Below are 12,806 nucleotides of genomic sequence, written 5' to 3'. Positions count from 1 at the left end.
CTCAAAGCACGTCCCGCCGGGCGAGCCCCTCGGCGCGGGCGAGGTCCTCGGGCGTGTCGCAGTCGTACCACGGGGGCCGCTCCCCGGCGGGGAGCGCGACCTCCGCCGGGTCGAGCGGGCCGAGGACGCCGCGCAGCGAGGCACCGGTGTAGGCGGCGAGCGCGTCGCGCAGGCGGGCGGTGCGCCAGCATCCGGCGAGCCACTGCTCGCGGCCGCCGCCGTCCACCAGCACGGCCCCGCCGCGCTCCCCCGCCGCGCCCAGCAGCGCGGCGACGTGGACGGGACGCAGGAACGGCAGGTCGGCGGCCAGCAGCGCGACCCAGGGCGCGCGCACCTCGGCCAGGCCCGCCCTCAGCGCGGGCACGGGACCGGCGCCGGGCGGGTCCTCGCGGACCCGGAGTGCGCCCGGCGGCACGTCCCGCGGCGGCCCGACGACGATCGTCCGGGACGCGCCGGACGCCGCGGCGGCGACCCACTCGATCAGGGCGCGGCCGCCGACCTTCTCGGCGGGCTTGTCGGCACCGCCGAGCCGCCGGGCGCGGCCGCCCGCGAGCAGCACCGCGTCGAAGGGCACGGGGTCGGCGGGCACGGGTCCGTCAGGGACGGGGTCGGCGGGCACGGGGTCGGCGGGCACGGTGGTCAGCCGCCGATGGCGGACATCGGCCGGGCGGGCTGCAGGAACGCCGGGTCGTCGATGCCGTGCCCGGCCCGCTTGGCCCACACCGCCTTCCGCCAGCGGTCGGCGATCTCCTCGTCGGTCGCGCCGGCCCGCATCGCGTCGCGCAGGTTGGACTCCTCGGTCGCGAACAGGCAGTTGCGGACCTGGCCGTCCGCGGTCAGCCGGACCCGGTCGCACGCGCCGCAGAACGGCCGGGTCACCGACCCGATCACGCCGACCGTCTCGGGGCCGCCGCCGACCACGAACGTCTCGGCGGGCGCGCTGCCGCGGTCGTGGCCGGCGTCCGGCGCCAGGTCGAACTCCGCCGACAGCCGCTCCAGGATCTCGTCCGCGGTGATCATGTTCTGCCGGGTCCAGCCGTGCTGGGCGTCCAGCGGCATCTGCTCGATGAACCGCAGCCGGTAGCCGCGCTCGAGGCAGAACCGCAGCAGCGCGGGGGCCTCGTGGTCGTTGATCCCCCGCATCAGCACCGCGTTGATCTTGACGGGTTCGAGGCCCGCGGCGCGCGCCGCCTCCAGCCCCGCGAGGACGTCCGCGAACCGGTCGCGGTGCGCCAGCCGCTTGAACGTCGCCGGGTCGAGGGTGTCCAGCGACACGTTCACCCGGTCGAGGCCGGCGTCGGCGAGCGGCCCCGCCAGCCGGGCGAGCCCGATCCCGTTGGTGGTCAGCGACAGCTCGGCGCGCGGCTCCAGCGCGGCGGTCCGCCGCACGATGTCCGGCAGCCCGCGCCGCAGCAGCGGCTCGCCGCCGGTGTAGCGGACCTCGGTGACGCCCAGTTCGCCGACCGCGAGGCCGACGAGCCGCACCACCTCGTCGTCGGTGAGCAGTTCCGGCTTGGGCAGCCAGTCCAGACCCTCGGGCGGCATGCAGTACGAGCACCGGAGGTTGCACCGGTCGGTGAGCGAGACCCGCAGGTCCGTCGCGGTACGACCGAAGGTGTCGACCAGCACGGGCGCCCCTTCCTGCCAGGCGGACGGCCCGGTGGGCGGGCCGTCCGGGTTACGGTCGATCGGTCCAGCCTATTGCGGCGATCGCCGATCCGTCGCATCACGGGCTGACGGCACGGCCGGTTCGGACGAGGAGGTACGGGTGACGGCGGCACGGGAGTGGGAGTTCGCGGGCACGCGGGGCGCGATCACGGCACGGATCTGGTCGGACGGCGAGCCCCGCTACATCGCGGTCCTGGCGCACGGCTACGGCGAGCACCTCGGACGCTACGGGCACGTCGCGGACACGCTGGTCCGGCACGGCGCGACCGTGTGCGGGCCCGACCACATGGGGCACGGCCGGTCGGCGGGCGACCGGGTGCTCATCGAGGACTTCGAGGACGTCGTCGCCGACCTGCACACCGTCGTCGAGGCGGCCCGCGGCGACCATCCCGGCCTGCCCGTCGTGCTGATCGGGCATTCCATGGGAGGGCTCATCGCCGCCCGCTACGCGCAGGTCCACGGCGACGTACCGGCCGCGCTGGTGCTGTCGGGCCCCGTCCTCGGCCGCTGGTTCGTCGTGGACGACCTGCTCCCCCTCGACGAGATGCCCGACGAGCCGATCGACACCCCGACGCTGTCGCGGGACCCGGCCGTCGGGAAGGCTTACACCGAGGACCCGCTGGTGTGGCACGGCCCCTTCAAGAAGCCGACCGTCCGGGCGCTGGACGCCTGCCTCCGGAGCATCAACGAGCACGGGTCGCTCGGCGCGCTCCCCACCCTGCACGTGCACGGCGGCGACGACCGGCTCGTCCCGCTGGACGGCACCCTGGCCGGGATCGAGGCGATCCGGGGCGGCGACCTGACCCAGCGGATCTACCCCGGCGCGCGGCACGAGGTGTTCAACGAGACGAACCGCGAGGAGGTGCTCGGCGACGTCACCGCGTTCATCGACCGCGTGCTGGCCTGATCAGCGGCGCCCCGGCGGACGGCGGCGGCGCGCCCGGCGGCGGCGCGCCGTCTCCTCCTCGGCCCACGTGATCTCGCCGTGCCGGTCCCAGACGAGCGGCCGCAGCTCCGCCGGATCGGCGGGGACGTCCGGGGCGGCGAGCACGTCGGCGCGGGCGCGGCGGGCGACGCTCACCCGCCGCCGGAAGTCCCGGAAGACCTGGATCTCGCCGGCGGCGGACCGGCACTGCCCGCCGAGATAGTCGTAGTCCATGCCGTACGGGTTCCGGACGTCGAGCCATCCCGCCCGCACCGCCCACTCCCGCGCCTCCGCGGGACTGCCCGGCAGGAGCGCGACGAGGCCGTGCGTCCGCTTCACCCGGCCGCGCCGGGGACCGGGCGGCGGGGGCTCGCGGAACCAGCCGCGCGGCTCGGCGAGAGCGCCGTCGAGGCCGTGCGTCCGCCACCGGACGGTGCCGTCCGGCGGGCGCCGCAGCGGGAGGCGCCGCGCCAGGTCGCGGGCGGTCGCGGCGGTGAAGGGGGTGTGCCAGGCCGGGACCAGGACGATCGGGTCCGCCGGGTCCGCGTCGAACGGCGTCGGCGTGAGGAACGGCCGGTCGATCACGAGCAGGGTGCCGGGCCGCGACTGGTAGGCCAGGCCCCACAGCAGCCGCGCGAGGACGCGGGCGCCGTGCTGGTCGGACAGCACGTGCCAGGTCTCGTGGAACAGGTTGGTGCTGAAGCCCGCCTTGGTGGCGGGCCGCAGCCCGATGACGGTGTGCTCCCGCCCGCCGAGCCGGAGCGTCCGGCGGTGCAGCTTCATGCCGTCGCCCGCGCCGCGCGCGTTCGCCGGCCGCTGCACCGCCGTCACGTCCTCAGCCCTTCACGCACACGAGCTGCCGGAGGTGCGCGACGACCTCGACGAGGTCGGACTGCGACTCCATCACCGTCTCCAGGTCCTTGTAGGCGCCGGGGATCTCGTCGATGACGCCGCTGTCCTTGCGGCACTCGACGCCCCTGGTCTGCTCGACCAGGTCCTCGAGGGTGAAGTTCTTGCGCGCCTTGTTCCGGCTCATCCGGCGGCCCGCGCCGTGCGACGCCGAGTTGAACGCCGTCTCGTTGCCGAGGCCGCGGACGATGTAGGTGCCGGTCGCCATCGAGCCCGGGATGATGCCGAGGTCGCCGGCGCCCGCGCGGATCGCGCCCTTGCGGGTGACCAGCAGCTCCTCGCCGCCGTACTCCTCCTCCGCCACGTAGTTGTGGTGGCAGGAGATGACCTGGTTCCAGCGGCAGCGCTTCTCACCGAACTGCCTGGTCACGACGTTCTGCGCGAGCGCCATCATGACCGCGCGGTTGCGGCGCGCGTACTCCTGCGCCCAGAACAGGTCGTGGCGGTAGGCGTCCATCTTCGCGGTGCCGCTGAGGAACACGGCGAGGTCGGTGTCCGGAAGGTCCTGGTTGTGGGGGAGCTTGCGGGCGGCCTCGATGTGGTGCTCGGCGAGCACGTTCCCGATGTTGCGGGACCCGGAGTGCAGGACGAGCCAGATGCCGCCGTCGTCGTCCGCGCACAGCTCCAGGAAGTGGTTGCCGCCGCCGAGCGTGCCCATCTGCGAGCGCGCGCGGCCGAGGCCGGAGCGGACCGCCGGGTGCAGGTCCTCGAACTCCTTCCAGAACTCGTACCAGCCGCGCTCCTTCAGGTTCGGCAGCGCGGACGGGTCGACGGCGCTCTTGTGCGAGCCGCGCCCGACGGGGATCGCCTTCTCCAGCCGGTGCCGGATGCCCGACAGGTCGTCCGGCATGTCCTCGACGGTGAGCGTGGACTTGGCGGCGGTCATCCCGCAGCCGATGTCGACGCCGACCGCCGCCGGGGACACCGCGTTCTTCATCGCGATGACCGAGCCGACGGTCGCGCCCTTGCCGTAGTGGACGTCCGGCATGACCGCCATCCCCTCCACCCAGGGCAGGGCGGAGACGTTGCGGAGCTGGTCGAGCGCCTGGTCCTCGACGGTGTCGGGGTCGGTCCACATCCGGATGGGAACGCGGCCGCCCTTCAGAGTCTGGTACGGCATGCCTTCTCCTTCTCGACGGGATCCGAACCGTGATCTATGACGCCAGAGCCGCACGCCGCGGTTCAACCGGTTTTCCCGCCGTGGCCGGGTTCGTCTCGGGGGCGTCAGCGGCGCCGCTCGGTGAGGCCGAGGCCGTCGAGGTGCTCCAGCAGCGCGACGGCGACGCGGCGGCTGGTGGACAGCGCGTCGCCCGCCTGCCGCGGCGTGAACGGCTGCGGCAGCGCGGACAGGATGCGCAGCGCCTCGCGGTCGGCGCCGGGCAGCAGGACGACGCCGTCGCGCAGCCGCAGCACCGCCCCCGCCCGCTCGGCCTCGGCAAGGGCGCCGCCGGTGAGGCCGAGCTCGGCGAGACGCTCCTCGGCGGGCGCGTCGAACGGGGCTCGGGCGAGGTCGGCGCGGAGCCGCTCGACGGCGGCGGCCAGCCCCGGCGGCATCGCCGCCCCCTCCGAGGGACGCGCCGCGGGCCCGTCCGCCCCCGCGCCCTGCGCCGGAGCGGGCTCCTGATCCGCTACCGCCGCCGTAGCCGCAGGCGCGGCCTCGCTCCGGGACGGAACCGCACCCGGAGAAGCCGCCGCGCCCCAAGGCGAGACCGTGTTGGAAGGCGCCGCCGCGCTGGAAGGCGCCGCCGCACCCGAAGACGCCGCCGCACCCGAAGGCGGGGCCGTGTCGGGTGGCGTCACCGCGCTCGAAGACGCCGCCGCGCTCGAAGGCGGGATCGTGTTGGACGTCGCCGCGCTGGGAGACGTCGCCGCGCTGGAAGGCGAGGCCGTGTCGGAAGGCGAGGCCGTGTCGGAAGGCGAGGCCGTGTCGGGTGGCGTCACCACGCTCGAAGGCGCCGCCGCGCCCGGAGGCGTCACCGCGCCCGGAGGCGTCGCCGCATCCGAAGGTGAGGCCGGGGGCGCGGCCGGAGCGGGCGGGGCGGGCTCGGGGGTCGGGGGGTGCACGCGGCCGCCGTCCAGCCGTAGCGGCGGGCGGACGAGCGCGGCGACGAGACTCCGCGCGGGCAGCCCGAGCCGCAGCCGCGCGGTCTCGAGCGGGAGGCCGGGCGCGTGCGGGGTCTCGGCGGCGTGCCGCGCCGCCACCTCGGCGAGGCGCTCGCGCAGCGCCTCCCAGTGCGCCGGGTCGGCGAGCCAGCCGCCGTCCAGGGCGACGGCGCCGTCCGGCGGCGCGCAGCCCATCAGCCGCAGCTCGGACGCGCGGAGCACGCCGTGCCGGCGCAGCACCAGCGCGCCGTCCGGCCGGTCGGGCCAGCCGGCCAGCTCGCGGGCGCGGGCCGCGCCGGCGTCGCGCCGCACCAGGGTCGGCGGCCGGACGTCCAGGACGCTGACGCCGGCGACGGCGCGCCGCTCGGGGTCGCGCAGCAGCGCCGTGTCGCCGATGTGGAGGGCGAGCCGGGCGTTCAGGGTGAGGCGGGCGGTGTCGGGGCCGAGCGGGCGCAGCCGCACCGGGACGGCGGCGGCGCCGATGTGCAGGGTCATCCGCCGCGCCAGCCGCCCGGACGCCTCGCCGAACCGGGTCCGCACGTCCACGCAGGTGGTGAGCGACCAGCGGTCCGGGGTGACGAGGGCCATGCCCGCGGCGACCCGGCCGGCGTCGCGCAGCGTGAGGACGACGCGGGAGACGCCGGTCGCGCTCTCCCGGGGCCCGCCGGTGCTGCCGATCGTCCGGACGCGGACGCGGCGGCCCGCGGGCATGAGGAGCAGCTCGTCGCCGACGGCGATCGTCCCGGCGGCGAGCGTGCCGGCGACGACGCTCTGCCGTCCGGCGGTGAAGGCGTGCTCCAGCCACAGCCGCACCGGCGCCTCGGGGTCGGGCACGGGCAGCCGTCCGGCGAGCCGGTCCAGCGCGGCGGTCAGACCGTCCATCCCCGCGCCGGTGACGGTGCTGACGGCGACGGCCTCGACGCCGCGCAGCGCGGTCCCGGCCAGCCGGTCGCGGGCCTGGCGCAGCGCGAGCTTGGGGTCGGCGACGTCCGACCGGGTCACCGCGAGGACGCCGGCCTGGACGCCGAGCGCGCCGAGCGCGTCCAGGTGCTCCTGCGACTGCGGCATCCAGCCCTCGTCTGCGGCGACGGCGAACAGGACGGCGGGGACGGCCCCCGCTCCCGCGAGCATCGCCGGGACGGACCGCTCGTCGCCGGGGACGTCGACGAACGCGAGCCGGGAGCCCGAGGGCAGCTCCGTCCAGGCGCCGGGCTCCTCCGGCTCCATGCCGGTCAGGGCGCGCACCAGGGCGGACTTGCCGTGCCCGTGGTGGCCGGCGGTGGCGACGACCTGCATCAGCGCCCTTCCCGGGTCGCGGCGCGGGTGGCCGCGGGGAAGGGTGCGGGCACGGCGCGGGCGCCGGCGGGGACGGCATTGCGGGGGTTGTGCAGACGTAGGTCCACGGAAGGCAACCCTAAGGACGCCGGGCCCGGAAGCGAAACCCGATCGGGCCCACAGCGCGCGATCATAAATCTCACTAACTTCGCGTAAACCTCAACTGGCGATGAATCGTCACGCTGAGGGCGCCGTCAGTCGGCGGAGCGGCCCTCGCAGCGCGCGAGACGCTCGGAATGCGCGAGGAAGTCGTCGACCATCCGGTGCACCAGCCCGGCCAGCTGCGCGCGCTCGGCCGGCGACCAGCCCGCGAGGGCGTCGGCCATCCACTGCCGCCCGGCCGCGCGGACCCGCTCGACGGCCTCCAGCCCGGCGCCGGTGATCCGCACGCGCTGGGCGCGGCCGTCGTCGGGGTCGGGGACGCGCTCGACGTACCCGGCCCGCTCCAGCCGCTGCACCTGCCGGGTGACGTGCGGCGCCTCCACCGCCAGCCGGACGGCCAGCTCCCCCGGCCGCAGCGGGTCGGGCGCGTCGGCGAGGGCGCCGAGCAGCGGCACGGCGGCCCGGTCGACCGGGACGCCGGCCTCGGCCACCGTCCGGTCGTGCTGCTTGGCACGGGTGAGCATGTGCGACACGCGGCTGATCGCGCGCTCGATCTCCACGATGTCGCGCGGCGCCGCGGCGCCGGTCTGGGGGTGGGCGGCGGACCGCGGCGGGGTGGACATGTGATCCATTGTACGATGCATTTACTTAACTTAAGTAAGTACAGTGTCCGCGCACGCCCCCGCTCCCACCGACCGGGACCGTCCCCCAGGAGGCTTCATGACCGGCGCCCAGACGGCGGCCGCCGCCACGACCGGGCGGCGCGCCGCCGGCCCCCCGCGCACCGGCCTCACCCTGTTCGCCCTGGCGATCGCCGGCATGGTGGTGTCCGTCCAGCAGACGCTCGTGATCCCGCTGCTGCCGGAGCTGATGAGCCACTTCCACGTCTCGGTCACCGCCGTGACCTGGGTGTTCACCGCCTCCCTGCTGGCCGGCGCCGTCGCGACGCCGCTGCTGTCGCGGTTCGGCGACATGTACGGCAAGAAGAAGATGATCCTGCTGGTGCTGGTGCTGCTGCTGATCGGCTCGGTGGTCTGCGCGGTGTCCGGCTCGCTCGGCGTGCTCATCGCCGGACGGGCCCTGCAGGGCGTGTCGTCCGCGATGATCCCGCTGGCCATCGGGATGATCCGGGACACCTTCCCGCGCGAGCGGATCACCACCGCGATCGGCATCGTCAGCGCCACCATGGGCGTCGGCGGCAGCGCCGGCATGATCGTGACCGGCCTCATCGCGGACCGCACCACCAGCCACCACCCGGTGTTCTGGATCACCGCCGCGCTCGCCGCGGCGGGCCTGGTGCTGGTCGCGGTCACCGCGCACGACGCCGGGGCGCGCGCGGGCGGGCGCCCCGACCTGGCCGGCGCGCTCGTGCTGGCCGGCTGGCTGGTCTGCCTGCTGCTGGCGATCAGCGAGGGCAACGACTGGGGCTGGACGTCCGGCGGGGTGATCGCCCTGTTCGCCGCCGCCGTGGTGCTGTGCGGGCTGTGGGTCGTGATCGAGCTGCGGGTGCGCGAACCGCTGGTGCGGCTGAGCCTGCTGGTCGGACCGAAGTCGCTGTCGGCGAACCTGTCCTCGACGCTGCTCGGCTTCGCCATGTTCGCCGCGTTCACCCTGATCTCCGGCTTCGTCCAGTCGCCGTCCGACAAGGTGGGGTACGGGCTGGGCGGCTCGGTGCTGGACGTCGGCCTCTACATGCTGCCCAGCACCGTCACGATGCTCGTCGCCTCCTCGATGTCGGGCACCATCGCCCGGCGCATCGGCCCGGCCTACACGCTCGCGCTCGGCTCGGTCTTCGCGGGGCTCAGCTACACCTGGCTCGCCGTGTCGAACTCGCACGGCTACGACATGCTGGCGTTCAGCGCGATCCAGGGGATCGGCTTCGGCGTCGCCTACGCGGCGCTCGGCACGCTCGCCGTCCAGCACGTCCCGATGGACCAGAGCGGCATCGCCAGCGGCATCAACTCGCTCGTCCGCACCACCGGCGGCAGCGTCGCCGGCGCCGTCACCGCCTCGATCCTCGCCGGGAAGGTGATCGCCGGGACGGAGGTGCCGACGCTCGGCGCGTACGAGCTGTGCTTCTGGATCGTCGCGGCCGGCGCGGTCCTGGCGGCCGCCGTCGCCGTCGTGCACGGCGTCCGGCACCCGCACGAGCGCCCCGCCTGACCGGGGAGTCCGGGGGCCGCCCGCACGGGCGCGGGCGCGGCGGCCCGGGCCGGGACGGTGACCCTCCGCGACCGGGAGGTGGCGGCGCGGGGCCTTGACGAACGGTGCCCGCGCCGTGCCCTATAGGGGTGCGCCCCGAAACGCGGATCGGGGCCGGACCCGATCGCCACCGGGAGGACGAAATGGGCGCCTACGCGGCCGCGTACGAACGCAGCATCGCCGATCCGACCCGGTTCTGGGGACTGGCGGCGCGGGACGTGCGCTGGCTCGTCCCGCCCGACCGCGTGCTGGACGACGGCGCCCCGCCGTTCTACCGCTGGTTCACCGGCGGGGAGCTGAACACCTGCGACAACGCCCTGGACCGGCACGTCGACGAGGGGCGCGGCGACCAGGCGGCGCTCATCTACGACAGCCCCGTCACCGGGACGGTCCGCAGCTACACCTACCGCGAGCTGACCGACCTGGTCGCGCGGTTCGCCGGGGCGCTGCGCGCGCAGGGCGTCGACCGCGGCGACCGGGTCGTCATCTACCTCCCGATGATCCCCGAGGCCGTGATCGCGATGCTGGCGTGCGCGCGGCTCGGCGCGGTGCACTCGGTGGTGTTCGGCGGGTTCGCGGCGAGAGAGCTGGCCGTGCGCATCGACGACGCCCGCCCCAAGGCCGTCGTGTCGGCGTCCTGCGGGATCGAGGCCGGCCGGATCGTCGCCTACAAGCCGCTGCTCGACCGGGCGCTCGAGCTGGCGAAGCACAAGGTCGAGCGGTGCGTGATCCGGCAGCGCGAGCAGCTGCACGCGGATCTCGTCCGGCCGCGGGACGTGGAGTGGGACGAGGCGCTCGAGGCCGCCCGTCCCGTGGAGTGCGTGCCGGTCGCCGCCACCGACCCGCTGTACATCCTCTACACCTCCGGCACGACCGGGCGGCCGAAGGGCGTCGTCCGCGACAACGGCGGCCACGCGGTGGCGCTGCGCTGGTCGATGGAGAACGTGTTCGGCGTGGGCCCGGGCGACGTGTTCTGGGCCGCGTCCGACGTGGGCTGGGTCGTCGGGCACTCCTACATCGTGTACGCGCCGCTGCTGACCGGCTGCACGACCGTCCTGTACGAGGGCAAGCCGGTGGGGACGCCGGACGCGGGCGCGTTCTGGCGCGTCGCCGCGCAGCACCGCGTGAAGGTGCTGTTCGCCGCGCCGACCGCGATCCGCGCCGTCAAGAAGGAGGACCCGGACGGGGCGCTGCTCGCCGGGCACGACCTGTCGGCGCTCGACACGCTGTTCCTCGCCGGGGAGCGGCTCGACCCCGACACCTACCACTGGGCGTCGCGGGTGCTGGACCGGCCGGTCATCGACCACTGGTGGCAGACCGAGACGGGCTGGCCGATCGTGGCGAACCTGCGCGGCCTGGAGCCGATGCCGGTCAAGCCGGGGTCGCCGTCGGTGCCGGTGCCCGGGTACGACGTGCGGGTCCTCGGCCCGGACGGAGCGCCCGTCCCGCCCGGGACCGACGGGGACATCGCGATCCGGCTGCCGCTGCCGCCCGGGACGCTGCCGACCCTGTGGCAGGACGACGAGCGGTTCGTGGAGTCGTACCTGACCCGCCACCCGGGCCACTACCTGACCGGCGACGGCGGGCACGTGGACGAGGACGGCTACGTGTGGGTGATGGGCCGCACCGACGACGTGATCAACGTGGCCGGGCACCGGCTGTCGACCGGGACGATGGAGGAGGTCATCGCCGCGCACCCGGCGGTGGCGGAGTGCGCGGTGATCGGCGTGGAGGACGCGCTGAAGGGCCAGGTCCCGCGCGGCTTCGTCGTGCTGAAGAGCGGGGTCGCGGCCGACCCGGGCGAGCTCGGCGCGGAGCTGGTGCGGATGGTGCGCGAGCAGGTCGGCCCGGTCGCGGCGCTGAAGGAGGTCGCGGTCGTCCCGGCGCTGCCGAAGACCCGGTCCGGCAAGATCCTGCGCGGGGTGATGCGGGGCATCGCCGACGGCAAGGACGTGACGGTTCCGTCGACGATCGAGGACACGGCCGTGCTGGACGAGCTGCGGCCCGTGCTGCGCCCGCCGGCGCCCTGACCGCGGCGCGGCACGGGAGGCGGCGCGGAAAACGCGGCGCGGGAACGCGGGGCGGGAACTCCGGGGCGGGGCGCGCGAGGCGTGGTGCCGCCTAGTGGTCGCTCCTCGTCGGCCACAGCGCCGCGAACACCCACACGCCCGCGGCGGCGACGCCGATCTGGAAGATCGTCTCCCAGAAGTTCCAGCCGGACGCGCGGAACCCGACCATCTCGCACAGTCCCGTCCCGGCGAAGGCGGCGACGACGCCGACCGCCGCGCTCGCCCAGCCGGGCATGTCCCGCCGTCCCACGATCAGCCGTCCGAGCACCCCCACGACGGCGCCCAGCACGACGGCGGAGACGATCCCCCCGATGGTCATGCCCGCTCCTTAGCTCACCCCTCGCCCTACCCGCCCCCGCCGTCCCTATCTCGGCGACCCGCGGTCAGCGGACGACGAGGTGGCGCCGGCCGAGCGGGGCCAGTTCCCCGATCACCGGGGCGCCGGGGATCTCGCCGGCCACCAGCAGGCCGCCGGAGGTCTGCGCGTCGGCGAGCAGCAGCCGCTCCTCCTCGGCGATCCGGCGGAACTCGGTGTGCGGGGAGACCCAGGCGAGGTTGCGGCGGGTGCCGCCCGGCACGAAGCCGTCGCGGACGGCGGCGCGCGCCCCCTCCAGGTACGGGACGGCGGCGGCGTCCACGATGGCGGTGACGCCGCTCGCGCGGGCCAGCTTGTACAGGTGCCCGAGCAGCCCGAAGCCCGACACGTCGGTGGCGCAGACGGCGCCGCGTTCCAGGGCGGCCGCCCCGGCCGCCGCGTTCAGCGCCGTCATCGTCTCGACGGCCTCGGCGAACACCTCGCCGGTCGCCTTGTGCCGGGCGTTGAGGACGCCGAGGCCGAGCGGCTTGGACAGCGACAGCGGGACGCCCGGCCGCCCGGCGTCCAGCCGCAGCAGCCGGTCGGGGTCGGCGACGCCGGTCACCGCGAGGCCGTACTTGGGCTCGGGGTCGTCGATGCTGTGCCCGCCGGCGATCGGGCAGCCGGCGAGGTCCGCCACGTCCCGGCCGCCGCGCAGCACCTCGCGGGCCAGCTCGGCGGGCAGCGCGTCGCGGGGCCAGCCGAGCAGGTTCAGCGCCATGAGCGGCTCGCCGCCGACGGCGTACACGTCGGACAGGGCGTTGGCGGCGGCGATCCGCCCCCAGTCGTAGGCGTCGTCGACGACGGGGGTGAAGAAGTCGGCGGTGGACACCACCGCGCGGCCGCCCGCGATGCGCAGCACGGCCGCGTCGTCGCCGTCCTCGCCGCCGATCACCAGGGCGTCGCCGCCGCCGGTGAGGCCGGCCACGACGCCCTCCAGCTCGCCGGGCGGGATCTTGCACGCGCAGCCGCCGCCGTGGGCGTACTGGGTGAGGCGGGCGGCTCGGGCGAGACGGTTCACCAGGAAATTTAACGCACAACCACCACAAATGATCAAGAAACGGACGGTACGGGTCCGGTCACCCAGGGGTCGCCCTCGCCCGCGACCAGCGGAAAATACCCGAAGGGGTTGTCCGAA

Annotated in this window: 11 protein-coding genes; 3 read left to right on the top strand and 8 right to left on the bottom strand. The window is 75.4% G+C overall.

Translation table 11 applies throughout. From position 1 onward, the window contains the following. Position 1 precedes the first annotated feature (1 nt). Together mobA and moaA are read right to left on the bottom strand one after the other, a co-directional pair. Positions 2–574, bottom strand: a complete 573-nt coding sequence (gene mobA / locus J4557_RS19015; protein WP_208268135.1) for a molybdenum cofactor guanylyltransferase — start codon at positions 572–574, stop codon at positions 2–4. Between the two features lie 65 nt (positions 575–639). Then, complete coding sequence (gene moaA / locus J4557_RS19010) at positions 640–1,629, bottom strand: GTP 3',8-cyclase MoaA (protein ID WP_208268048.1); 990 nt, start codon at positions 1,627–1,629, stop codon at positions 640–642. Between the two features lie 139 nt (positions 1,630–1,768). Here moaA and J4557_RS19005 point away from each other — a divergent pair, with 139 nt between their 5' ends. Continuing rightward, positions 1,769–2,575, top strand: a complete 807-nt coding sequence (locus J4557_RS19005) for an alpha/beta hydrolase (RefSeq protein WP_307799983.1) — start codon at positions 1,769–1,771, stop codon at positions 2,573–2,575. Here the strand turns inward: J4557_RS19005 and J4557_RS19000 are convergent, their stop codons facing one another. The 4 genes from J4557_RS19000 to J4557_RS18980 form a co-directional block, all read right to left on the bottom strand. Continuing rightward, positions 2,576–3,424 (bottom strand): hypothetical protein, encoded by an 849-nt coding sequence (locus J4557_RS19000; RefSeq protein ID WP_208268046.1) that lies wholly within the window; start codon positions 3,422–3,424, stop codon positions 2,576–2,578. It abuts the gene before it with no gap. Between the two features lie 4 nt (positions 3,425–3,428). Beyond that, on the bottom strand, positions 3,429–4,622 hold the full coding sequence (locus J4557_RS18995) for an RtcB family protein (RefSeq protein WP_208268045.1): 1,194 nt from the start codon (positions 4,620–4,622) through the stop codon (positions 3,429–3,431). Between the two features lie 104 nt (positions 4,623–4,726). After that, positions 4,727–6,901 carry a SelB domain-containing protein gene (locus tag J4557_RS49685; RefSeq protein ID WP_243775983.1) on the bottom strand — a complete coding sequence of 725 codons (2,175 nt, stop codon included), beginning with the start codon at positions 6,899–6,901 and terminating at the stop codon, positions 4,727–4,729. A gap of 233 nt (positions 6,902–7,134) precedes the next feature. Beyond that, entirely contained in the window at positions 7,135–7,665 is a 531-nt protein-coding gene (locus J4557_RS18980) for a MarR family winged helix-turn-helix transcriptional regulator (protein WP_208268044.1), read from the bottom strand. A 97-nt stretch (positions 7,666–7,762) separates the two neighbouring features. Here J4557_RS18980 and J4557_RS18975 point away from each other — a divergent pair, with 97 nt between their 5' ends. Both J4557_RS18975 and J4557_RS18970 read left to right on the top strand, forming a co-directional pair. After that, the gene (locus tag J4557_RS18975; protein ID WP_208268043.1) at positions 7,763–9,205 is read left to right on the top strand and encodes an MFS transporter; all 1,443 of its coding nucleotides are present in this window, start codon (positions 7,763–7,765) and stop codon (positions 9,203–9,205) included. Positions 9,206–9,387: 182 nt separating this feature from the next. Beyond that, on the top strand, positions 9,388–11,274 hold the full coding sequence (locus J4557_RS18970) for a propionyl-CoA synthetase (RefSeq protein ID WP_208268042.1): 1,887 nt from the start codon (positions 9,388–9,390) through the stop codon (positions 11,272–11,274). Between the two features lie 91 nt (positions 11,275–11,365). On the opposite strand, the gene J4557_RS18965 is transcribed toward J4557_RS18970, so the two are convergent. Both J4557_RS18965 and selD read right to left on the bottom strand, forming a co-directional pair. Beyond that, positions 11,366–11,632: a GlsB/YeaQ/YmgE family stress response membrane protein gene (locus tag J4557_RS18965; RefSeq protein WP_208268041.1), complete on the bottom strand. Its 267-nt coding sequence runs from the start codon at positions 11,630–11,632 to the stop codon at positions 11,366–11,368. A gap of 64 nt (positions 11,633–11,696) precedes the next feature. Next, entirely contained in the window at positions 11,697–12,689 is a 993-nt protein-coding gene (gene selD, locus J4557_RS18960; protein WP_208268040.1) for a selenide, water dikinase SelD, read from the bottom strand. Positions 12,690–12,806: the final 117 nt, after the last annotated feature.

This window comes from Actinomadura nitritigenes (genome assembly GCF_017573545.1).
GTDB lineage: Bacteria > Actinomycetota > Actinomycetes > Streptosporangiales > Streptosporangiaceae > Spirillospora > Spirillospora nitritigenes.
The sequence above is the reverse complement of the archived record's forward strand: the minus strand, read 5'-3'. Positions and strand labels throughout refer to the sequence as shown.

Bases quoted from the DNA above. Each gene is read 5' to 3' on its own strand.
- J4557_RS18975 (WP_208268043.1), top strand. From the start codon at position 7,763: ATGACCGGCGCCCAGACGGCGGCCGCCGCCACGACCGGGCGGCGCGCC.
- J4557_RS18965 (WP_208268041.1), bottom strand. From the start codon at position 11,632: ATGACCATCGGGGGGATCGTCTCCGCCGTCGTGCTGGGCGCCGTCGTG.
- J4557_RS18995 (WP_208268045.1), bottom strand. From the start codon at position 4,622: ATGCCGTACCAGACTCTGAAGGGCGGCCGCGTTCCCATCCGGATGTGG.
- J4557_RS49685 (WP_243775983.1), bottom strand. From the start codon at position 6,901: ATGCAGGTCGTCGCCACCGCCGGCCACCACGGGCACGGCAAGTCCGCC.
- J4557_RS18980 (WP_208268044.1), bottom strand. From the start codon at position 7,665: ATGTCCACCCCGCCGCGGTCCGCCGCCCACCCCCAGACCGGCGCCGCG.
- J4557_RS18970 (WP_208268042.1), top strand. From the start codon at position 9,388: ATGGGCGCCTACGCGGCCGCGTACGAACGCAGCATCGCCGATCCGACC.